At 65.3% G+C, this 22,137-nt stretch carries 20 protein-coding genes; 13 read left to right on the top strand and 7 right to left on the bottom strand.

Annotated features, from left to right (window positions below):
• The first annotated feature begins 12 nt into the window (after positions 1–12).
• The 5 genes from rpsK (at position 13) to AC3ITM_RS04170 (ending at position 3,529) form a co-directional block, all read left to right on the top strand.
• Positions 13–402 carry a 30S ribosomal protein S11 gene (rpsK, locus tag AC3ITM_RS04150; RefSeq protein WP_017355427.1) on the top strand — a complete coding sequence of 130 codons (390 nt, stop codon included), beginning with the start codon at positions 13–15 and terminating at the stop codon, positions 400–402.
• 14 nt (positions 403–416) lie between these two features.
• Positions 417–1,046: a 30S ribosomal protein S4 gene (rpsD, locus tag AC3ITM_RS04155; protein WP_019186164.1), complete on the top strand. Its 630-nt coding sequence runs from the start codon at positions 417–419 to the stop codon at positions 1,044–1,046.
• 55 nt (positions 1,047–1,101) lie between these two features.
• Positions 1,102–2,100, top strand: coding sequence for a DNA-directed RNA polymerase subunit alpha (locus AC3ITM_RS04160; protein ID WP_121042890.1), 999 nt, complete (start codon positions 1,102–1,104; stop codon positions 2,098–2,100).
• A gap of 201 nt (positions 2,101–2,301) precedes the next feature.
• Complete coding sequence (gene rplQ, locus AC3ITM_RS04165) at positions 2,302–2,688, top strand: 50S ribosomal protein L17 (RefSeq protein WP_123728453.1); 387 nt, start codon at positions 2,302–2,304, stop codon at positions 2,686–2,688.
• A gap of 328 nt (positions 2,689–3,016) precedes the next feature.
• Positions 3,017–3,529 (top strand): disulfide bond formation protein B, encoded by a 513-nt coding sequence (locus tag AC3ITM_RS04170; RefSeq protein WP_489268644.1) that lies wholly within the window; start codon positions 3,017–3,019, stop codon positions 3,527–3,529.
• Positions 3,530–3,566: 37 nt separating this feature from the next.
• Here AC3ITM_RS04170 and AC3ITM_RS04175 read toward each other — a convergent pair whose 3' ends face one another.
• Positions 3,567–5,693, bottom strand: a complete 2,127-nt coding sequence (locus AC3ITM_RS04175) for a TonB-dependent receptor (RefSeq protein ID WP_489268646.1) — start codon at positions 5,691–5,693, stop codon at positions 3,567–3,569.
• Between the two features lie 219 nt (positions 5,694–5,912).
• On the opposite strand from AC3ITM_RS04175, the gene AC3ITM_RS04180 reads away from it, so the two are divergent.
• Positions 5,913–7,304 carry a class II 3-deoxy-7-phosphoheptulonate synthase gene (locus AC3ITM_RS04180; RefSeq protein ID WP_489268648.1) on the top strand — a complete coding sequence of 464 codons (1,392 nt, stop codon included), beginning with the start codon at positions 5,913–5,915 and terminating at the stop codon, positions 7,302–7,304.
• A gap of 130 nt (positions 7,305–7,434) precedes the next feature.
• The gene (locus AC3ITM_RS04185; RefSeq protein ID WP_489270022.1) at positions 7,435–8,571 is read left to right on the top strand and encodes a mechanosensitive ion channel family protein; all 1,137 of its coding nucleotides are present in this window, start codon (positions 7,435–7,437) and stop codon (positions 8,569–8,571) included.
• 87 nt (positions 8,572–8,658) lie between these two features.
• Here AC3ITM_RS04185 and AC3ITM_RS04190 read toward each other — a convergent pair whose 3' ends face one another.
• From AC3ITM_RS04190 to typA, 3 genes are read right to left on the bottom strand one after another with little or no spacing between them, the layout of a single operon-like run.
• Positions 8,659–10,278, bottom strand: coding sequence for an amidase (locus AC3ITM_RS04190; protein WP_489268650.1), 1,620 nt, complete (start codon positions 10,276–10,278; stop codon positions 8,659–8,661).
• A gap of 56 nt (positions 10,279–10,334) precedes the next feature.
• Complete coding sequence (locus AC3ITM_RS04195; protein WP_489268651.1) at positions 10,335–10,823, bottom strand: DUF2127 domain-containing protein; 489 nt, start codon at positions 10,821–10,823, stop codon at positions 10,335–10,337.
• A gap of 14 nt (positions 10,824–10,837) precedes the next feature.
• On the bottom strand, positions 10,838–12,685 hold the full coding sequence (gene typA / locus AC3ITM_RS04200; RefSeq protein WP_489268653.1) for a translational GTPase TypA: 1,848 nt from the start codon (positions 12,683–12,685) through the stop codon (positions 10,838–10,840).
• Between the two features lie 294 nt (positions 12,686–12,979).
• Here typA and AC3ITM_RS04205 point away from each other — a divergent pair, with 294 nt between their 5' ends.
• The 3 genes from AC3ITM_RS04205 to prpE all read left to right on the top strand — a co-directional run bounded on the left by AC3ITM_RS04205 (position 12,980) and on the right by prpE (position 16,782).
• The gene (locus AC3ITM_RS04205; RefSeq protein WP_121042904.1) at positions 12,980–13,474 is read left to right on the top strand and encodes a peptidylprolyl isomerase; all 495 of its coding nucleotides are present in this window, start codon (positions 12,980–12,982) and stop codon (positions 13,472–13,474) included.
• A gap of 124 nt (positions 13,475–13,598) precedes the next feature.
• On the top strand, positions 13,599–14,585 hold the full coding sequence (locus AC3ITM_RS04210) for a malate dehydrogenase (RefSeq protein WP_228886401.1): 987 nt from the start codon (positions 13,599–13,601) through the stop codon (positions 14,583–14,585).
• A 319-nt stretch (positions 14,586–14,904) separates the two neighbouring features.
• Positions 14,905–16,782, top strand: coding sequence for a propionate--CoA ligase (gene prpE / locus AC3ITM_RS04215; RefSeq protein WP_489268655.1), 1,878 nt, complete (start codon positions 14,905–14,907; stop codon positions 16,780–16,782).
• Positions 16,783–16,828: 46 nt separating this feature from the next.
• Here prpE and AC3ITM_RS04220 read toward each other — a convergent pair whose 3' ends face one another.
• Both AC3ITM_RS04220 and AC3ITM_RS04225 read right to left on the bottom strand, forming a co-directional pair.
• Positions 16,829–17,095: a hypothetical protein gene (locus AC3ITM_RS04220; RefSeq protein WP_489268657.1), complete on the bottom strand. Its 267-nt coding sequence runs from the start codon at positions 17,093–17,095 to the stop codon at positions 16,829–16,831.
• 118 nt (positions 17,096–17,213) lie between these two features.
• On the bottom strand, positions 17,214–17,396 hold the full coding sequence (locus AC3ITM_RS04225) for a hypothetical protein (protein ID WP_489268659.1): 183 nt from the start codon (positions 17,394–17,396) through the stop codon (positions 17,214–17,216).
• 715 nt (positions 17,397–18,111) lie between these two features.
• Here AC3ITM_RS04225 and AC3ITM_RS04230 point away from each other — a divergent pair.
• Positions 18,112–18,312, top strand: coding sequence for a hypothetical protein (locus AC3ITM_RS04230; protein ID WP_489268661.1), 201 nt, complete (start codon positions 18,112–18,114; stop codon positions 18,310–18,312).
• A gap of 26 nt (positions 18,313–18,338) precedes the next feature.
• Here AC3ITM_RS04230 and AC3ITM_RS04235 read toward each other — a convergent pair whose 3' ends face one another.
• Complete coding sequence (locus AC3ITM_RS04235; RefSeq protein WP_489268663.1) at positions 18,339–18,548, bottom strand: hypothetical protein; 210 nt, start codon at positions 18,546–18,548, stop codon at positions 18,339–18,341.
• An 83-nt stretch (positions 18,549–18,631) separates the two neighbouring features.
• Between AC3ITM_RS04235 and AC3ITM_RS04240 the strand changes: the two genes are divergently transcribed.
• Both AC3ITM_RS04240 and AC3ITM_RS04245 read left to right on the top strand, forming a co-directional pair.
• Positions 18,632–20,731 carry a peptidase domain-containing ABC transporter gene (locus tag AC3ITM_RS04240; RefSeq protein WP_489268665.1) on the top strand — a complete coding sequence of 700 codons (2,100 nt, stop codon included), beginning with the start codon at positions 18,632–18,634 and terminating at the stop codon, positions 20,729–20,731.
• Positions 20,728–21,972, top strand: coding sequence for an HlyD family secretion protein (locus AC3ITM_RS04245; protein WP_489268666.1), 1,245 nt, complete (start codon positions 20,728–20,730; stop codon positions 21,970–21,972). Before AC3ITM_RS04240 ends, AC3ITM_RS04245 begins: the two co-directional genes overlap by 4 nt.
• Positions 21,973–22,137: the final 165 nt, after the last annotated feature.

Here is a 22,137-nt window from a genome sequence, read left to right on the forward strand (position 1 = left end):
GGGACCTAAGAAATGGCTAAGCCCGTCGCTAAGACCAAGAAGAAGATCAAGCGCGTCGTCACTGACGGCGTCGCCCACGTCCACGCTTCTTTCAACAACACCATCGTGACCATCACCGACCGTCAGGGCAATGCGCTGTCGTGGGCGACGTCCGGTGGCGCTGGCTTCCGCGGTTCGCGTAAGTCCACCCCGTTCGCTGCCCAGGTGGCTGCCGAGAAGGCCGGCCGTGCCGCGCTCGACTACGGCGTCAAGTCCCTGGAAGTCCGCATCAAGGGCCCGGGTCCGGGTCGTGAGTCGGCCGTGCGCTCGCTGAACAACGTGGGCTACAAGATCACCAACATCATCGACGTGACGCCAATCCCGCACAACGGGTGCCGTCCGCCGAAGAAGCGTCGCGTCTAAAGGAGCGATAAGAAATGGCTCGTTATATCGGTCCTACCTGTAAGCTCGCCCGCCGCGAAGGCGCCGACCTTTCCCTCAAGAGCCCGGCGCGCGCGCTGGACTCCAAGTGCAAGCTGGAGCAGAAGCCCGGCCAGCACGGCGCCACCGCCCGCAAGGGCAAGCTGTCCGACTACGCCACCCAGCTGCGTGAAAAGCAGAAGGTCAAGCGTATCTACGGCCTGCTGGAGCGTCAGTTCCGCAACTACTACAAGAAGGCCTCGACCAAGAAGGGCAACACCGGCGAGAACCTGCTGCAGCTGTTGGAAACCCGTCTGGACAACGTCGTCTATCGCATGGGCTTCGCTGTGACCCGTCCGGCTGCTCGTCAGCTGGTCTCGCATCGCGGCGTCACCGTCAACGGCAAGTCCGTCAACCTGGCTTCGTACCAGGTCAAGGCTGGCGATGCCGTGGCGCTGTCCGAAAAGGCTGCCAAGCAGTTGCGCGTTCAGGAAGCCCTGACCGTGTCTGCCACGCACGACCTGCGTCCGTCGTGGGTTGAAGTGGATTCCGGCAAGTTCGCCGGCATCTTCAAGGCCGTGCCGGATCGCTCGGACCTGCCTGCGGATATCAACGAAGCGCTGATCGTCGAGTTGTATTCGAAGTAATTCACATTGGAGAATCCCCGGCGACGGCCGGGGATTCACTAGGAGAACCCGCAACATGACGGTTACCGCCAACCAGGTTCTGCGTCCTCGTGGTCCGCAGATCGAACGCCTTACCGATACCCGCGCCAAGGTCGTTATCGAGCCCTTGGAGCGTGGTTACGGGCATACGCTGGGCAATGCCCTGCGTCGCGTGCTGCTGTCGTCCATCCCGGGCTTCGCCATCACGGAAGTGGAAATCGACGGCGTGCTGCACGAGTACACCACACTTGAAGGTCTGCAGGAGGACGTACTTGAAGTCCTGCTCAACCTGAAGGATGTGGCCATCCGCATGCATACCGGCGACAACGCAACCCTGTCGCTGTCCAAGCAGGGTCCGGGTGTCGTGACCGCTGCTGATATCAAGATCGACCATAACACCGAGATCCTCAATCCGGCTCATGTGATCTGCCATCTCACCAAGGATGTGGCGATCAACATGCGTCTGAAGGTCGAGCGCGGTTTCGGCTACCAGCCTGCTGCTGCCCGTCGTCGTCCTGATGAAGAAACCCGTGCCATCGGCCGTCTGGTCCTGGATGCGTCGTTCTCGCCGGTCCGTCGCGTCGCCTATTCGGTGGAAGCGGCCCGCGTTGAACAGCGTACCGATCTGGACAAGCTGGTGCTGGACATCGAAACCAACGCCACGATCGATGCCGAGGAAGCCGTGCGCACCGCCGCCGACATCCTCAGCGATCAGCTGTCGGTGTTCGGTGACTTCACCCACCGCGACCGCGGTGCGGCCAAGCCGGCCAACAACGGCGTGGATCCGGTGCTGCTGCGCCCGATCGACGACCTGGAACTGACCGTGCGTTCGGCCAACTGCCTCAAGGCAGAGAGCATCTATTACATCGGCGATCTGATCCAGAAGACCGAAGTGGAGCTGCTCAAGACCCCGAACCTCGGCAAGAAGTCGCTGACCGAGATCAAGGAAGTCCTCGCACAGCGTGGCCTTTCGCTTGGCATGAAGCTGGAGAACTGGCCGCCGGCCGGTGTCGCCCAGCACGGCATGCTCGGCTGATCCAGCGTTACGCAAGATGCTTGACCCCGCACCTTCGGGTGCGGGGGCTTCACCGGCAACATTTCGCATCGACAGGCCCATAGCCTGCGGTGACGGTCGGCCAGGAGGGCCGACGACGGACCATCCGCAGTCCAAGCAACAACGCCAGGAAGGCGACAGCGATACCCAACCGATTCAATATTCAATCAAGGAACCATTCCCATGCGTCATATGAAGTCCGGCCGCAAGTTCAACCGCACCAGCGCCCACCGCGAAGCGATGTTCAAGAACATGGCGGCGTCGCTGTTCAAGCACGAACTGATCAAGACCACCCTGCCCAAGGCCAAGGAACTGCGCCGCGTCGCCGAGCCGCTGATCACCCTGGCCAAGGTTGATTCGGTTGCCAACCGTCGTCTGGCCTTCGCCCGCCTGCGCGACAACGAAGCCGTCGGCAACCTGTTCACCACCCTGGGCCCGCGTTACGCGACCCGTCCGGGCGGCTACCTGCGTCTGCTGAAGTGCGGTTTCCGCGCCGGCGACAATGCGCCGATGGCCTACGTCGAGCTGGTCGACCGTCCGGCTGCCGTGGCTGAAGCCGTCGAAGAGTAATCTTCGAGCACCGCCCGTAATTCGGTGAAGAACCCGGCCTTGTGCCGGGTTTTTCCGTTTCTGGAGAGGCTGGACGCCAAGGGCGCTTGGCTGCACGTGTGTCGGCGGGGTGGTGGGTCGATGCTTCAGGTAGAGGCGGCAACTGCAACAGCAACTGCAGGGCAAGCATCGGCGTCGGATGCGGCGGAGGCCGTTCCCCCAGCTCGTATCACCGACATGACCAGAAACTACTGTCTGGTCCGCCAGGCCGACATACGGCATTGGCCAGCAGCCTGAACACCGTGAGGGCCTGTTAATCTTGCCCCCTGGACTTTCACGAGTGTTGGCAATGAATCCATTGCGCTGGACTTACCGCGCCCAGTTCCTGCTGGGGTTCCTGATCTGCGCCGGGCTGCTCGGCTATGCGATCTTCCTGCAGCTGAAGATCGGCCTGGAACCGTGCCCGTTGTGCATCTTCCAGCGGCTGGCCTTCGCTGCGCTGGGGCTGCTGTTCCTGATCGGGGCGCTGCATGGCCCGCGCGAGCGGGCGGGGCGGGGCACCTATGGGGTGCTGGCCTTCATCGCGGCTGCGGTGGGTATCGGCATCGCCGGCCGCCATGTGTACGTGCAGCTGCTGCCCAAGGACATGGGCTCCAGCTGCGGTCCGCCGCTGGCCTTCCTCAGCGAGACCATGGGCCCGCTGGAGGTGTTCCGCACCGTGCTGACCGGTACCGGCGACTGCGGCAACATCGATTGGCAGTTCCTGGGCCTGACCATGCCGATGTGGAGCCTGGTCTGGTTCGCGCTGCTGGCCGGTTGGGCGTTGTTCGCCGCCCTGCGCAAGCGCAGTACCCGCCAGTAATGACCGGCCCGCCGGCGGTTGCCGGCGGGCCCGCTGCTCAGAAGTCCTGCTGCAGGCTGAGGTAGGCGCCGCGGCGTGGGCCCCATTGCGGGGCGAACACGCCGATGCCGCCGCCATCGCGCAGCTGGTAGCTGCGGTCCAGCGCGTTGATCACCGCCAGCTGCGCATGCAGCGGGTGGCCGCTGCCGGCATTGAAGTCATGCCCGGCACTGAGGTTGACCTGCAGGTAGGCGGGCAGTTCGCCGCCGTTGGGCACCCCGTCGGCGTCCGAGCGCAGGCCGCTGCCGAACACGTAGTTGGCCCCGATCCGGTTGTGCCCGGCAAAGGCGTAGCTGACACCGCCCGAGGAGGTCAGCTTCTGGTCGTGGTCCAGGTGGATCCAGTTGTCCTGCACGTAGGCCAGTGCCTGCGGGTCCAGGTTGTACTGGCCGGTGAGTACCTGCGTGCCCATCGCCTTGTTGTAGGCCGCATTGACGTAGGCGCTGAGCGGGCCGTTGCTGTAGTCGGCGCTGAACTCCACGCCGTGGATGTGGCCACGGCGGTAGTTGAAGGTGGAGTAGATGTAGGCCGCGCCGAACTGGCCTTCGTCCTGCAGGCGGTCGACCTTGCGGTCGTAGGCATCCAGGCCCAGGGTCAGGTGCTCGCCGACCTGCTGTGACACGCCCACGTCGACATAGTCGCTGCGCTCGGACAGCGGCGTGGTGCTGCCCGTGCCGGGCTGCTGGTTGCTGGTGCCGTCGTACAGCGCGATGTCGCTGCCGGCGACCAGCTCGCTGGCCGGCGGGGTGAAGTAGCGCGAGTAGCCGGCGTGCACGGTGGTGCTGTCGCCGGCGTTCCAGACCACGCCCAGGCGCGGGCTCAGCTGCCCTTCACTGCCGCCGAACGCCCTGAAACGGTCGCCGCGCAGGCCGTAGTTGAGCGTCCAGTCCTCGCCGATACGCCACTGGTCCTGCACATACACTGCCGTGGTGCTGGCATGGAAGGCGCTGGCGTCGGGAATCACGACCGGGGTGGTGCCGGCCTGGTTGCCGTCGGCATCGACCGGGAACACCCAGGCCGTGCTGGCCGCGCGCGCCTGCTCGTTGTTGCTGTACAGGCCGTAGCGCAGGGTGTGGTTGTCGCCCAGCGGGGTGGAGAAATCGGCCTGCGCGGTAGTGGCGCGGTTGCTGCGCTGCACCTGCGAAGCCACCCCGTTGAACACCAGGTCGCCGGCAACGTCCGGATTGAACCCCAGGTCGCTGTAACGTTGCCCGGCCGAGACCTGGTAGGCGGTGTCGCCCAGCGTGCCCTGCAGGACCAGCATGCCGAAGCGGGTGTTCTCGCGTTGGGTCTCATCGAGCCGGGCCGAGTCGTAGCCGGCCGTGTCCAGGTAGCCGAACTGCGGTGGCTGGCCCGGATTGGTCGGAATCTGGAAGCGGTTGTTGGCAAAGCCGGCGAACAGGCTCAAGCGGGTGCTGTCGTTGAGCAGGTAGGTCAGGTCGGCGAACGCCTTGCCCTGGTGGGTATCGTCATGGTCGGGCCGGCGTGCGGCGGTGGGATTCTCCAGGCCGACCGCGTTCTGGTTGTAGTTGCCGGTGAGGAACCAGCTCCAGCGGCCCTGGCTGCCCCACCAGGAGGCGTTCGGGTTGAGCGTGCCGTAGGAGCCGGTGGTGAGGCCGGCACTGCCTCCGTTGCCCAGCTCGGCGCCGCTGCGGGTGGTGATGTCGACCACCGCGGCGGTGCGCTCGCCGAACTGGGCCGGCAGCGCGCCGTCCATCAGGCGGATGCTCTTGATGGTGCGCGCATCCAGGGTCTGGCCGAAGCCGGAGATCGACTCGGGCAGCAGCACGCCGTTGAGGCGGTACTGCAGGTTGGCGTGGTCGCCGCGTACATGCACGCCGCCATAACTGTCCTGGACCACCCCGGGCGCCTGCAGCAGTACCTGGCTCAGCGGGGCCGAAGCGCCCAGCGGCTGCTTCTGGATGTCCTCGGCGGTGATCTGGTACTGGCTGCTGCCGATGTCCGGCGACAGGGCGTTGCGGGCCTGGTCGAGCCGGGCACTGACGGTAACCGCATCGAGATCGGTCACCGCCGGGGTGGGGGCATCGGGCACGGCGGCAAGAACGGGCAGGCTGGCCAGGGCCAGGGCGAACGCGATGCTGCTGGCAAGCAGGGACGGCTTCATGGGGGGGGCCTCAAGGGCTGGACGGAGAGAGGGACGCCGGCCTGGCAAGTGTTACTCCCTAACAAATCATGCGCCTGGCCAGCGGCCGACGACCATGCCGTTCGTGGCCGATCGCACGCGCCGTTTTCCACCGTTCAGCCAGCGCCGGCCGGCCCCCGGCCCTTTGCGCCGCGGCCGCGCTCTGCGACCATGGCCGGTCCCCACCCCCGGAAGTCCGTGATGAGCCCGTCCGCCCCGCCCGTAGCCGATCCCGCCGTGACCGCCGCCAACGCCGCCTGGTCGCCGGACAGCTGGCGCGGCAAGCCCGCGCTGCAGATGCCGGCCTACCCCGATCCGCTGGCACTGGATGCGGCCCTGCACGAGCTCAAGCGGCTGCCGCCGCTGGTGACCTCCTGGGAGATCCTGTCGCTCAAGCAGCAGCTGGCCGATGCCCAGGAGGGCAAGCGGTTCCTGCTGCAGGGCGGCGACTGCGCCGAGAACTTCAGCGACTGCGAATCGACCACGATCTCCAACCGGCTCAAGGTGCTGCTGCAGATGAGCCTGGTGATGGTGCATGGCATGCACAAGCCGGTGATCCGGGTGGGCCGCTTTGCCGGCCAGTACGCCAAGCCGCGCTCGGCCGACACCGAGACCCGCGACGGGGTGACCCTGCCCAGCTACCGCGGCGATGTGATCAATGCCCCGGAGTTCACCCAGGCCGCGCGCCAGCCCGATCCGCGCCGGATGCTGCAGGCCCATGCGCATTCGGCGATGACCATGAACTTCGTGCGCGCCCTGATCGACGGCGGCTTCGCCGACCTGCACCACCCCGAGTACTGGAACCTGGACTGGGTACAGCATTCGCCGATGGCCGCCGACTACCAGAAGATGGTGGCGTCGATCGGCGATGCGGTGCACTTCATGGAGACCCTGGCCGGGGTGCGCGTGCACAACCTCAACCGGATCGATTTCTACACCTCCCACGAAGCCCTGCTGCTGCCCTACGAACAGGCGCTGACCCGCCAGGTGCCGCGCCAGCAGGGCTGGTTGAACCTGAGCACGCATTACCCGTGGATCGGCATGCGCACCGCCGCGCTGGAGGGCGCGCACGTGGAGTATCTGCGTGGGGTGCGCAACCCGATCGCGATCAAGGTCGGTCCGTCGGTGCAGCCGGACCAGCTGCTGCGCCTGATCGACGTGCTCAACCCCGACGACGAACCCGGCCGCCTGAGTTTCATCCATCGCATGGGCGCGGCGCAGATCGCCGACAAGCTGCCGCCGCTGCTGGATGCGGTCAAGCGCGACGGCCGCCGCGTGCTGTGGGTGTGCGATGCGATGCACGGCAACACCGAGAGCACCAGCAACGGTTACAAGACCCGTCGCTTCGACAACGTGCGCGGCGAGGTGGAGATGTCCTTCGACCTGCACGCCGCGGCCGGCACCCGCCTGGGCGGCGTGCACCTGGAGCTGACCGGTGAGGATGTGACCGAATGCACCGGCGGCGCCCGTGAGCTGACCGAGCGCGACCTGGAGCGTGCCTACCGTTCGTCGGTGGACCCGCGCCTGAACTACGACCAGTCGCTGGAGATCGCCATGGCGATCGTGCGCAAGCAGCAGCACTACGCGGCATAAGCCCGGCCGCCGCCGCGCCTGGCGTGGCGGCACCGCGTCCACGCGCGGCTTACATCCGGCTGACGTGCCGGTCATGGCGGTGCTGGCATCCTGCGGTCTTTGCAGACCAACGCAGGAGCGTGCAGTGACGGTGGATTGGCAGCAGGCGGCGCTGTATCTGTGGCCGATCGGCATTGCGCTGGCGGTGGGGCTCACCGGCTGGTGGCTGCTGATGGCGCTGACCCGGCGGCTCAAGGGCCGTGACTACCGGCGCGCGCGGATCGCGCGGGTGATCAGCCGGCCATTGGCGTTCGCGCTGCCGTTGCTGGTGCTGATCCCTGCGCTGGAGGCCACGCCGCTGCAGGGGCGCTGGCTGGACCAGTCGTTGCGGCTGCTGCATATCGGCCTTACCGCCTGCGTGATCTGGCTGCTGGTCCGCGCGGTCGCTGCCGGCGAACAGGCGATCCTGCGCGAGCACCCGATGGAGGTGGCAGACAACCTCGCCGCCCGCCGCGTGCAGACCCAGACCCGCGTACTCAGCCGGGTGCTGATGGGCGCGATCATCCTCGTCGGCGTCTCGCTGATCCTGCTGACCTTCCCGATGGTGCGCCAGATCGGGACCGCACTGCTGGCCTCGGCCGGCATCATCGGGTTGGTGGCGGGCATCGCGGCCAAGCCGGTGTTCGGCAACCTGATCGCGGGCCTGCAGATCGCCTTGACCCAGCCGATCCGGCTGGACGATGTGGTGATCGTCGAGGGCGAGTGGGGCCGCGTGGAGGAAATCGGCAGCAGTTACGTGGTGGTGCGGATCTGGGACGAACGGCGCATGGTGGTGCCGTTGACCTGGTTCATCGAACACCCGTTCCAGAACTGGACCCGGCGCAGCGCAGACCTGCTGGGCACCGCCTTCCTGTGGCTGGACTACCGGGCCCCGATCGCGGCGATCCGGGCCGAGCTGGAACGGATCTGCGCGGATCAGGCGCTGTGGGATGGACGGGTCTGCGTGACCCAGGTCACCGAGACCACCGAACACACCCTGCAGGTGCGGCTGCTGGTCAGTGCACGTAATTCCGGCGATGCCTTCGACCTGCGCTGCATCGTGCGCGAACGGATGCTCGATTTCCTGGCGCGCGAGCACCCCCAGGCGCTGCCGCGGACCCGTGCCGAGCTGCTGCAGCAGCCCGATCTCGGCCTGCGGCGGCCGGGGCCGCAACCGGCTGAAGACGTGCGTTCGCCCGGTGCCGAGGACGGCGCCTCGGCGATCCAGCCGGAACCAGCCAACAGTTAATGCGGGCCGCGTCCGGTAGTGCCGGCCGCTGGCCGGCAACCCGGCGTACCTGGACGAGATCATGAGGTTGCCGGCCAGCGGCCGGCACTACCGGGGTGGGCTGGCGTGCGGCAGCAGGGTGTCGGTCCTGAAACGCGGCGGGCGGCGGGCGCGGGTGCGCTGTTCGTAGGCGTAGCCCAGTTCGATCAGGCGCGGTTCGCTCCAGGCGGGCCCCATGAACAGCAGGCCCAGCGGCAGCCCGTTCACATGTGCCATCGGCACGCTCAGGCTGGGGTAGCCGGCAACCGCGGCGGCGCTGTAACTGCCGCCGGGAAAGTCATCGCCGGCACCGGCCCGGATCGGCCAGGCCACCCCGGTGGTCGGGGCGATCAGCGCATCCAGGTGCTGGGCCCGCAGCACCGCATCGATGCCTTCCGGGCCGGCCAGCCGGCGTGCCTGGCTGCGCGCGGCGATGTACTCCGGCGTGCCCAGGCCACCGACGGCGGCGGCGGCTTCCATCAGGTCCTGGTCGAACAGCGCCAGCTCCCTGCCGGCATGCGCGCGGTTCCAGGCGATCACCTGGTCCAGATCGCGCAGCGGGGCGTTGTAGGTGGCCAGGTAGCGTTGCAGGCCGGCCTTGAACTCGTGCAGCAGCACGATCCGTTCGGCATCCTGCCATTGGCCCTGGGTCGGCAGTTCCACCGGAACCACTACCGCGCCGGCCTCGGTGAGGATGGCGATGGCGTGCCGCAGCGCCGGGGCGATGCCCGGCTGTTGCTCCAGCGGCCCGTGCAGGACGCCGATGCGGGCGCCGCGCAGGCCGTCCGGGTTGAGCCGGGAGGTGTAGTCGTAGACCGCGCGCCCGGGCATGGTGGCGGTGGCCGGATCGGCGTCGTCGCGCCCGGCCATGGCGGTCAGCAGTGCCGCCGCATCGGCCACGCTGCGCGCCATCGGGCCGGCGGTGTCCTGGCTGAAGGAGATCGGGATGATGCCTTCGCGGCTGACCAGGCCGACCGTGGGTTTGAGCCCGACCACGCCATTGACCGCTGCCGGGCAGACGATGCTGCCGTCGGTTTCGGTGCCCACCGCGGCGGCGGCCAGGTTGGCCGACACCGCCACCGCGCTGCCGCTGCTGGAACCGCAGGGGTTGTGGCTGAGGCGGTACGGATTGCGGGTCTGCCCGCCGCGGGCGCTCCAGCCGGAGATCGACTGGCTGGAGCGGAAATTGGCCCATTCGCTGAGGTTGGTTTTGCCCAGGATCAGCGCCCCGGCCGCACGCAGGCGGGTGACCAGGAAGGCATCATCCGGGCCGAACCCGGCCAGTGCCAGCGAGCCGGCGCTGTTGCGCATCGGGCGCGCGCCGATGTTGTCCTTGAGCAGCAGCGGGATGCCGTGCAGGGGGCCGCGCAGCTGGCCGCGGCGGCGCTCGGCATCCAGCGCGGCGGCGTCCTTGAGGGCATCGGGATTGAGTTCGATCACCGCGTTCAGGCGTGGCCCGGCGCGGTCCAGCCGCACGATGCGGTCCAGGTAGGCGCCGGTCAGGGTGACGCTGTCCAGCGCGCCGGCGGCCATCTGCGCCTGCAGGTCGGCGATGTCGGTCTCGGCATAGGCGAAGGGGATATCGATCGGCACCGCTGCCGGTGCTTCGCTGGCCTGTACCGGCGCAGGCGATGGCGCGCAGCCGCACAGCGCGACGGCGAGCAGCAGCGATGTCAGCGACAGGCGCATGGGGGTGTTCCGGAAACCGGCGCTCAGGCTAACCAGCCGGTGCCACGCTTGGCAACTCAGCCGGCCGGGTGGGGCGGCGTGCCGTGGCGCTTGCGGATATCGCGGGCGAGCACGCCGACCACGATCAGATTGATCACCAGCACCGACCACGAGGCCCAGCCCGGGTGACGGAGGATGGCGTAGATATCGAACGGCAGGTAGATGCCCGCGGTGACACAGCCCAGCCAGGAGGCCCAGGCCTTGGCGCGCCAGAGGCCCCAGGCCTCGAACAGGTGCAGGACGCCGTAGGCGACCATTGCAGCAGCCGCCAGATGCACCGCATCGGGGCTGATCATGTTGAGCAGTGAGGGCAGGGTGCCGTGATCCGGGTCCAGACTGAAACGCCGGATCAGGGCATTGACCGCATCGCGCAGGGGCTGCGGGCCGAGCATTTCCAGCCCGGTCGCAGCCAACAGCGCCAGGACCGCCTTGCTGGCTTCCAGCAAGGCGATCAGGTGAAGCCCCGGATGCTTGTGAGGATCCGGGTTGTAGGGCTTGTCGATCACGACAATGGGTCCGATCAGCCGCCGCGCGATGCCTTCTTGCGGTCGCTTTCGGTCAGGCCCTTCTTGCGCAGGCGGATTTCCTTCGGGGTGATCTCGACCAGCTCGTCGTCTTCGATGAAGTCCAGGGCCTGCTCCAGCGAGTACTTGATCGCCGGGGTCAGCTGGATCGCATCGTCCTTGCCCGAGGCGCGCATGTTGGTCAGCGGCTTGGTCTTGATCGCGTTGACGGTCAGGTCGTTGTCCTTGGAGTGGATGCCGACCAGCTGGCCTTCATACACGTTGTCGCCTTCGGCAGCGAACAGCTTGCCGCGTTCCTGCAGCGGGCCCAGCGAGTACGCCGGGGTGGCACCCGGGGCATTGGCGATCATCACGCCGTTCTGGCGCTTGGCGATCGAACCCTGTTCCTTCGGACCGTAATGGTCGAACACGTGGAACAGCAGGCCCGAACCCTGGGTCAGGGTCTTGAACTCGTTCTGGAAACCGATCAGGCCACGGGCCGGGATCTGGTATTCCAGGCGCACACGGCCCTTGCCGTCGGGTTCCATGTTCTTCAGCTGGCCCTTGCGGGTGCCCAGCTTTTCCATCACGCCGCCCTGGTGCTGTTCTTCGATGTCCACCACCAGCTGCTCGATCGGCTCCATGGCCTGGCCGTCGATCTGCTTGATGATCACTTCCGGGCGCGACACGGCCAGCTCGTAGCCTTCACGACGCATGTTCTCGATCAGCACCGACAGATGCAGTTCGCCACGGCCGGAGACCAGGAACTTGTCGGCGTCTTCCAGCTGTTCCACCTTCAGGGCCACGTTGTGGACCTGCTCGCGGTCCAGGCGGTCCTTGATCTGGCGGCTGGTCAGGAACTTGCCACCGGACAGGTCCTTGTTGCCGGCGAACGGCGAGTTGTTGACCTGGAAGGTCATCGAGATGGTCGGCTCATCGACGGTCAGCGCCGGCAGTGCTTCCGGGGTATCCGGATGGCACAGGGTGTCGGAGATGGTCAGTTCCGGAATACCGGAGATGGCGACGATGTCGCCGGCTTCGGCGGTGTCCTGCTCGATGCGCTCCAGGCCCAGGAAGCCCAGCACCTGGGCGACCTTGCCGTTGCGCTTCTTGCCTTCACGGTCGATCACCGCGACCTGCATGTTCTTCTTCAGGGTGCCGCGCTGCACGCGGCCGATGCCGATCACGCCCACGAAGTTGTTGTAGTCCAGCTGGCTGATGCGCATCTGGAACGGGCCGTCCGGGTCCACTTCCGGCTTCGGCGCGTGCTGCATGATCGCTTCGTACAGCGGGGTCATGTCGCCGTCGCGCACGCTGTCTTCCAGGCCGGCATAGCCGTTCAGGGCCGAGGCGTAGACGATCGGGAAGTCGAGCTGCTCATTGGTGGCGCCGAGCTTGTCGAACAGGTCGAAGACCTGGTCGATCACCCAATCCGGACGCGAGCCGGGGCGGTCGACCTTGTTGACCACCACGATCGGCTTGAAGCCCATCGCGAAGGCCTTCTGGGTCACGAAGCGGGTCTGCGGCATCGGGCCGTCCATCGCATCGACGAGGATCAGCACGGTGTCGACCATCGACAGCACGCGCTCCACTTCGCCGCCGAAGTCGGCGTGTCCGGGGGTGTCGACGATGTTGATCCGGTTCTTGACGCCGGTCTTCTTGTCTTCCCAGGTGATGGCCGTGTTCTTGGCCAGGATGGTGATGCCGCGTTCCTTTTCCTGGTCATTGCTGTCCATCACGCGCTCGGCGAGCACGGTGCGCTCGGAGAGGGTGCCGGACTGCTTGAGCAGCTGGTCGACGAGGGTGGTCTTACCGTGGTCGACGTGGGCGACGATGGCGATGTTGCGAAGATTTTCGATAGACATGCGAAAGGGGGCCAGTCGGCGCCGGATTTGGAAAAATGAGTCCAACATTATACGGCCTGCGCGGCCAATCGCGAGAACTGCGTTTCAGGGTCCCCTCGGTGCCCATTCAGGTAATGCTGGCCGGCCGGTGAGCGCAGACCGTGGGGCCCGCTTGCCGGCCCCATCCCCACCATGTCGCGGCTGCCCCGGGCTCCGCGGCCCAGGTGGGTATTCACCCATGGTTGAAGGCGCTCGGCACCCCCTCGGGTGTATCCTATGGGGCTAACGACAAACCCCCGTACCCCAAGGATTTGCATGTCCCTCATCGCCACTTTCGACACCACCCAGGGCCCGATCAAGGTCGAACTGTTCGCCGACAAGGCCCCGCTGACGGTCGCCAACTTCGTCAACCTGGTCAAGCACGGCTTCTATGACGGCCTGGTCTTCCACCGCGTGATCCCCGACTTCATGATCCAGGGCGGCTGCCCCAAGGGCCAGGGCACCGGCGGCCCGGGCTACAAGTTCGAAGACGAGAAGAACGGCGTCAAGCACCAGGTCGGCTCGCTGTCGATGGCCAATGCCGGCCCGAACACCAACGGCAGCCAGTTCTTCATCACCCACATCAAGACCGACTGGCTGGACGGCAAGCACACCGTGTTCGGCCAGGTGCTCGATGGCCAGGCCATCGTCGATTCGGTCAAGCAGGGCGACGTGATCCACTCGATCACCCTGGAGGGCGACACCGACGCCGTGCTGGCCGCCCAGGCCGAGCGCGTGGCGGAGTGGAACAAGCTCATCCCCAGCGCCTGATCCGATCCCGACGGCCCCCTGTGAAGGGGGCCGTTTCTGCGTTCCGGCCGCCCCGCCAGGCCAGTCCCCGCCCGCGCGGCCATCTCCCACACAGCTACCTAGCTTCTTAGCAGAGGAAATCCCCATGAAAGCACCTGTTCGTGTTGCCGTGACCGGCGCCGCCGGCCAGATCGGCTACGCCCTGCTGTTCCGCATCGCCTCCGGCGAAATGCTCGGCAAGGACCAGCCGGTCATCCTGCAGCTGCTCGAGCTGCCCATCGACAAGGCCCAGGCCGCGCTGCGCGGGGTGATGATGGAACTGGAAGACTGCGCCTTCCCGCTGCTGGCCGGCATGGTCGGTACCGACGACGCCGAAGTGGCCTTCAAGGATGCCGACATCGCCCTGCTGGTCGGCGCGCGTCCGCGCGGCCCGGGCATGGAGCGCAAGGACCTGCTGCTGGAAAACGCCAAGATCTTCACCGCCCAGGGCGCGGCGCTGAACAAGGTTGCCAGCCGCAACGTGAAGGTGCTGGTGGTCGGCAACCCGGCCAACACCAACGCCTACATCGCCATGAAGTCGGCGCCGGACCTGAACCCGCGCAACTTCACCGCCATGCTGCGCCTGGACCACAACCGTGCGCTGAGCCAGCTGTCGTCCAAGCTGGGCAAGTCGGTCGGTGGCATCGAGAAGCTGGTGGTGTGGGGCAACCACAGCCCGACCATGTACCCGGACTACCGTTTTGCCACCGCCGATGGCGCCTCCATCGCCGATGCGATCAACGACCAGGAATGGAATGCCGGCACCTTCATCCCGACCGTGGGCAAGCGCGGCGCGGCGATCATCGAAGCCCGTGGTTCGTCCTCGGCTGCCTCGGCCGCCAATGCCGCCATCGACCACGTGCGCGACTGGGTGCTGGGCAGCAACGGCAAGTGGGTGACCATGGGCGTGCCGTCCGATGGTTCCTACGGCATCCCGGAAGGGGTGATCTTCGGCTTCGCGGTGACCACCGAGAACGGTGAGTACACCCTGGTCAAGGACCTGCCGGTGGACGACTTCAGCCAGAAGTACATCGACAAGACCCTGGCCGAGCTGGAAGAAGAGCGCGCCGGCGTGGCCCACCTGTTGGGTTGATTTCCTGCAAGGGCAGGTACCGGCCGTTGGTCGGTACGTATTGAAAGACGCCGGGCTTGCCCGGCGTTTTTTTTCGCTCTTCGATCACCTTCATCGCGAGCGTTGAGGGCCCCGCCGCGGCCGGCAGGCCCCTGTGCAAATGTCCCCCGGCCGACGCCGGGGGACATTCGCCGGAAAGGGTATGGCGGCCCGGCGCTCGATTCACCGGCAGCCGCGTCCAATTCAGGACGCGCGTGCCCTCCGTACGACCAAGGTCGGACAGTTCGTCCGCCGTCATCGGACTATGCTCGATCCCATGACTCTGTCTGGGAGGGCTGTCATGCGCTACGAAGAACTGTACCAACGATCGATCGACGAACCGGAGGCATTCTGGGGCGAGGAAGCCCAGCGCATTTACTGGCACAAGGCGCCGCAGCAGATCCTCGACTACAGCAACCCGCCGTTCCGGCGCTGGTTCGTCGGCGGTGAAACCAACCTGTGTTACAACGCGGTGGACCGCCACCTGGCCGAGCGTGCGGACCAGCTCGCGCTGGTGGCCATCTCCAGCGAAACCGGGGTCACCCGCGAAATCACCTACCGCCAGCTGTACCGCGAAGTAAACGCCTTTGCCGCCGTGCTGCAGCGGCTGGATGTGCAGCGCGGCGACCGCGTGGTGATCTACATGCCCAACATGGCCGAAGCGGTGTTCGCCATGCTGGCCTGCGCGCGCATCGGCGCGATCCACTCGGTGGTGTTCGGCGGTTTCGCCGCGCACAACCTGGCATTGCGCATCGACGATGCGCAGCCCAAGCTGCTGATCGCCGCCGACGCCGGCAAGCGCGGTGGCAAGGTGATTCCGTACAAGGCGATGGTCGATGCCGCCTGCGCCGAAGCGGCTTCGCCGCCGCCGCATGTGCTGATCGTCTCGCGCGGGCTGGACCCGGCCGAACCGAAGCTGCCCGGCCGCGACGTCGACTACGCCACCCTGCGTGCCGAGGTGGGCGACCAGGACGTTCCGGTGGTGTGGCTGGAATCCAGCGAGCCCAGCTACCTGCTCTACACCTCCGGCACCACCGGCAAGCCCAAGGGCGTGCAGCGCGATGTCGGCGGCTACGCGGTGGCGATGGCGCAGTCGATGCAGACCGTGTTCGATTGCAAACCCGGCCAGGTGATGTTCTCCACCTCGGACGTCGGCTGGGCGGTGGGGCATTCCTACAACGTGTACGGCCCGCTGATCGGCGGCTGCACCTCGCTGCTGTATGAAGGGCTGCCGACCAACCCGGATCCGGGCATCTGGTGGGCGCTGTGCGAGCAGTACAACGTACGCACGCTGTTTTCCTCGCCCACCGCGATCCGCGTGCTGAAGAAGCACGATGTCGACTTCATCGCCCGCCACGACCTGGATGCGCTCAAGTACGTGTTCCTGGCCGGCGAACCGCTGGACGAACCCACCGCGCACTGGATCAACGACGCGCTCGGCAAGCCGATCATCGACAACTACTGGCAGACCGAAACCGGCTGGCCGGCGCTGACCCTGCTGCCCGGCGTGGACATGAAACCGGTCCGCTTCGGCTCGCCGGGCTTCCCCAATCTTGGCTACAGGATGAAGGTGATCGACGAGAACACCGGCGAGGAAGTCGCGGCCGGGCAGAAGGGCGTACTGGTGATGACCCCGCCGCTGCCGCCGGGCTGCATGAGCACGGTGTGGAGGGACGACGACCGCTTCATCCAGAGCTACTTCAGCCATTTCAAGGAGCTGCTGTACAGCTCGCTGGACTGGGCGATCCGCGACGAGGACGGTTACACCTTCATCCTCGGCCGCACCGACGATGTGATCAACGTCGCCGGCCATCGCCTGGGCACGCGCGAGATCGAAGAGTGCATCGCCGGCCATCCGCTGGTGGCCGAGGCGGCGGTGATCGGGGTCAAGGACGAGCTCAAGGGCCAGGTGCCGCTGGTGTTCGTCACCCTGCGCCAGGCAGTGCAGGGCGATCCGGGCACGGTGATCACCGAAATGATGCAGCGGGTGACCCAGTCGCTGGGCGCGCTGGCACGGCCGGCGCATATCCATATCGTCAATGCCCTGCCCAAGACCCGCTCGGGCAAGCTGCTGCGCCGCTCGCTGCAGGCCCTGGCCGAAGAACGCGACCCGGGCGACCTGTCCACGCTGGACGACCCGGCGGCACTGGATGAAATCCGTCGCGCGCTGAGCCAGTAACGGGTACGGGTCGACAGCCTGCATCCGCTTAGCCCCCAGGGCAGGGTCAGGGCCATCTCTGGGATGGTGGGTCGTTGTTCGTGGCTTGGTCGCTTTTGGTTTTGACCGCAGCAGTCAGCACGCCATACAGCAGTGAACCCGCCAAGGCACCACCGAGGATGAACGGCAGTGAGTGTTCACTGCCCATCAGCATCCACACGATGAAGAGCAGTCCCCAGGTCAGCAGGAAGCTGAGCGTGTTAGCCAGCAGCTTCAGTGAGAAGGATGGCTGGACATGCTTCGTTGGGAAAATTCTGCCGAGCTTGCGAAGCAACCACCCGGCCAGTAATGGAGCTGGAAGCCTCATAAGTTCGGCTCTCTAGGTGTACTTGTGCAAGAGAGCACCGCTCTTTTGAGCGGTGCTCGTTGCATGGAAAGTTAGCGTGCCACATTCAATTTGGACGGTAACCGGTGATGGCGCCCAAGACCAGTCCGCCGGCAAAGCCGACAGGTCCGCCGAGCATGCCACCTATGATCGCGTTGGCCGCCATATCCCGTAGCTGAAGACGATTGTTGTCCGTGTAAATTCCGCCGCCGCCAACTTGCATGGTTTCCAGCTCAGTCATCTCGCGCATGTTCATATCCTCGTTGCATCGCGGGTTGGTCCGCGCTTAGAGCCTAGCGCCACATTGGAATCGCCGTCCATCGTGAAATCCGGATTTTTCTGAAAAAGACAAAGGGCGCACATCACACCTGTGGATTGGATCTCAAAAACCTAGAGAAAGACGTTTTTTTAGTCGCGGATTGGTTGTGGTGTCACTTGGTTGCATCGCTACGTCGATGCTGCCGAAGTTAGTGTAAATCTCAGCTCGAGTGCCTTGCTTCGCCGCCCCTGTGGCGCAGTCAAGCTGCACTCTGTGCCCGTATGGGCCAGCATCAACATCTTCGCTGGATGATTGGCTGCCGCTGCTCTGATTGTGGAGTTGTTTCGCCTTCCCGCAGTCCCGATGGACGAACGTAGATGCATGCGGTCGGTGGGCACTTCGCTGTCTATGCTTGGGACAGTGTCGGGTGAAGGTACAAGGGTGGCATCAGCGCTTCGTAATTTTCTATGGTCGCCTTGTTCTTGATCATGGCTATCTATTTGCTCATGCAGGCCTCGTCCTTGTGTATGCGATTGACGGGTCGATCGTTGCACGTACATTTGCAGTGCGATTGATGTGGAGGCGCAGGCGATCCAAATTAATGCCGGATCGGGTTCGCCCATGTCGCAATTGACAGTTGTGCATTGACTCCGGGGGTGACTATATTTTTATCAACCCACTCCCGGGGCGAACGAGTAGGTTCAACATGCGTCAGTTGACCAGAGATGAGATCGACCAGGTGAGCGGTTCGGGTTATGCAGGCAGTATCTCCACGGGCCTGGCTGGCGGCTGGGTTGGTGCCGTAGCGGGTGTCGGTGTCGGGTTTGTTGTTGGAAGGCCTGTTGGCGGAGTAGGTTTTTCCATCGGCGGCCTCGTCACGGTCGGCAGTGTACTGTCGCAGCGATGACTGAGGCCGTGCCACCTCCCCTTGCTTCAACGGGGAGGCATGCTGCACTCGCTGTCTGTGTGGTTGCGACTATCGTCGGCGGATTCTTCGTTGAGGGGATGTTTGTGCGCAGTCTTGTCACCGGTATTGGTGCGTTGACCGCGCTCTTTGTGTCCCGCAGCGTGTCGAGAAGGATGAAGAACGTCGATCACTGATCCTTTCACGCGCTTATGCAGGTTGTTGAATTTCAGCTTCATCAGCCCTGCTGAGTTGACCGCTGTATGAGCGGTGGCGCAAATGAAACGCGTGCGCGGCTGCTGGGGAATACGGGAGAAAGTAGATGGAGGCTATCCTCCAGTCGGAAGCCTCGGAATGTGGCTTGGCCTGTCTGGCCATGATCGCTACCCATCACGGCTGTGCTATTGACCTGCGCGGAATGCGTCGGGCCCATCCGCTTTCCCTGAAGGGTGCAACGCTTTCCCAGTTGCTTGATATCGCGAGCAAGATGGGATTCATGTGCCGCCCGTTGCGACTGGACCTGGAGGACCTTGGGAAGCTGCAGTTGCCGTGCATCCTGCATTGGGACCTCAATCACTTCGTGGTGCTCAGTGGCGTGCGCAAACGTGGCGTCACCATTGTTGATCCTGCCTTCGGCAAGCGCACGTTGCCGTTGAGCGAGTTCTCGCGGCATTTCACCGGTGTTGCGCTGGAACTCAGTCCCACTGCGGAGTTGCGTGCCTCCCCGGCAGTACCGGTCATCTCGGTTGTGCAGTTGACTGGCAAGGTGAGCGGCCTATGGCGTGCGCTCGGCATGATCGTACTGTTGTCGCTGGCGCTTCAGGTCTTCGTGCTGTTGGCGCCGTTCCTCATGCAGTGGATTGTCGATCACGTACTGATTGCGGCCGATCGCGATCTTCTGACCGTGCTTGGTCTTGGCTTTGGTTTGGCACTGCTGCTGCAGGTTGGAATCGGGCTGGTGCGTGGTTGGGCCATCATCCACCTGTCCAGCCGGTTGGGGTTTCAGTGGATGGGCAACGTCTTCAGTCACCTGATCCGTCTGCCGCTGGATTTCTATGAGAAGCGACACTTGGGTGACATCACGTCGCGTATGGGCAGCGTGCAGGCCATCCAGCGCACGTTGACCACCACTTTCGTTGAGGCGTTGATCGATGGGCTGATGGCGATCGTTACCTTGGGCATGATGCTGCTTTACAGCTGGAAGCTGGCGCTGGTCACTCTGCTGGCGGTGGGGCTCTATCTGGCCGCTCGTGCCATCGCCTTTGGCGCGCTGCGCAACCGCACCGAGCGACAGCTCGTTGCTGCAGCCCACCAAGAAAGCCATCTGCTGGAATCCATTCGCGGCATGCAGTCGGTCAAGGTGGCGGGGCGTGAGACCGTGCGGCGCTCGCGCTACTACAATCTGATGAGCGAGACGATCAATCGGGATGTATGGCTGGCGCGCTTCGGCCTTGCCTTTGGAAGCGCCAATCAGCTGATTTTCGGTGGCGAGCGCATCGCGGTGATCTGGATCGGCGCGGGCTTGGCGATGCAGAACGTGTTCTCTGTCGGCATGCTCATCGCCTATCTGGCCTACAAGGATCAGTTCGCGCTGCGCATTGGTGGTCTGATCGACAAATGGATCGAGTTCCGGATGCTGCGCCTGCACGGCGAACGCCTCGCCGACATCGTACTGGCAGATCCCGAGTTGACGGACGGCGACGCGATGAGCGAGGGCGTTCCGGCCAATCTTCGCATCGATATGGACGGGGCCGGGTTTCGCTATGCGCCCGGCGAGCCATGGGTGCTGCGCAACTGCAGTTTGACCATCGAACCGGGTGAATCGGTCGCGATCGTGGGCGCCTCCGGCTGCGGGAAGACCACTTTGGTGAAGTGTTTGCTCGGACTGTTGCCGTTGACCGAGGGGCAGATACGGATAGGTGGCGTGCCGCTGCCCAGGATCGGTATCGAGCACTACCGGCGTGTCGTTGGCGCGGTGATGCAGGATGACCAGCTTTTCGCTGGCAGCATCAGTGACAACATCGCATTCGAAGACGAGGGCCTGGACGAGGCGCGCGTTAGGGAGGCAGCCGGACTGGCTGCGGTGCACGATGACATCGCTGCGATGCCGATGGGGTACAACAGCTTGATTGGCGACATGGGCACAACCTTGTCCGGTGGCCAGAAGCAACGGGTTATCCTGGCGCGGGCGCTGTATCGGCAGCCACGGCTGCTGTTTCTGGACGAAGCGACCAGTCACCTGGATGTGGAGCGCGAACGCCTGGTCAACGATGCCGTGCGCCGCTTGGACCTGACACGGGTGATCATTGCGCATCGACCTGAGACGATCGCCAGCACCGACCGTGTGCTGGTGATGCATGCGGGCGCGATCGTGCAGGCGTTTTGTCCGTCAGCACCGTCACAGGACGGGGCTGGGCGATGAACGGGTTGTTTCGTCGGGAGGTGCTCGAGGCAAGGCGTGGAAGCTGGTTAGGGAACATTTCACTGGGACAACCAATGCGGCTGTGGGTATTGACGATGGCCAGCGTGGTATCGGCGGCCGTGGTGTTGGGATTTCTGTTGTTTGGTGAGTACACACGTCGCTCCCGGGTGGCGGGGGAGCTGGTGCCCGATCTGGGGCTGTCGACGGTGATGGCGCCTTCCGCTGGCGTTGTCGCCATGTTGCATGCGGACGAAGGCGACCAGGTCCAACGGCAGGCGGCCTTGCTGCTTATCAACGTGCCGCGTGTCACTGCGGCGGGCGACGATGCGCTGAACGTGCTGCGCGAAGGCCAGCAGGCGCGGATCGCCAGCCTCCATGAACTGCAGGACGCACAGGCGATGCAGTTGCAGGCCCAGGCGCAGGGCCTGCAACTGCAACGTGATGCATTGCGTCGGGAGTTGACCCAGATTGAAGGCGAAATCCAGACGCGTAGCGAGCAGGTGCGGATCGGCCGCGAGACCGTTCAGCGTTATCGCCAGGTCGCTGATCAACGCTATGTCAGCCTGGTCCAGCTCAATCAGCAGGAGCAGTCGATGCTGGACGTGCTCAATGCCCAGCAAGCTCTGCAGCGGCAGGCGACTTCCCTGCGCCGCAACCTGGCACAGCTGGAGCAGATGCAGGCTGAAGTGCCGCAGCAGTTGCGGGCCGCCCTGGCCACGTCCAACCGCGACCTGGCTGCGCTCGGCCAGGAAGCGGTTCAGATGGAGGCCAATGGTGAACTGCTGCTGCGTGCCCCGGTCGGTGGCCTGGTTGCCAGCCGTCTGGTCGAAGCCGGGCAGATGGTGCAGGCCGGGCAGCCGGTCCTCAGTTTGTTGCCGGACGGGTCCACCCTGCGCGCACAACTGCTGGTACCCAGTGCCGCCATCGGCTTTGTGAAGGCAGGTGACCGCGTCCTGCTGCGCTACCACGCCTACCCCTACCAGAAGTTTGGCAGCCATCAGGGAACCGTGGTTCGAGTGTCGCGCAGCGCCGTGCCGGTCAGCGGCACCCGGCCGGAGTCGGGGGAGCCGGTGTACCGGGTGTTGGTTACTCTGGACCGGCAAAGTGTCCTCGCCTATGGGCATCCCGAGCCCCTGCGGCCCGGCATGCGGCTGGAGGCCGACATCATGGGCGAGCGTCGCCGTTTGTACGAATGGCTGCTCGAACCGTTGTACTCGGTGACCGGCAAGGTGGGCGGCTGAGCATGGCACGCGCACGTGCTGCAGCGCATTATCGATGGCCGGCCGTGTCGGGGTAAGCTGCCGAGGCGGCCGGGGGCGGGGATACGGGGGCGCGCCGGGGGATACGGCGCGTGCCAGGGCGAGCTTCCGCTGCGGCCGCAAGGGGGCGCGTATGCAACGGCCAAG

This window comes from Stenotrophomonas sp. KH_029 (assembly GCF_057839765.1).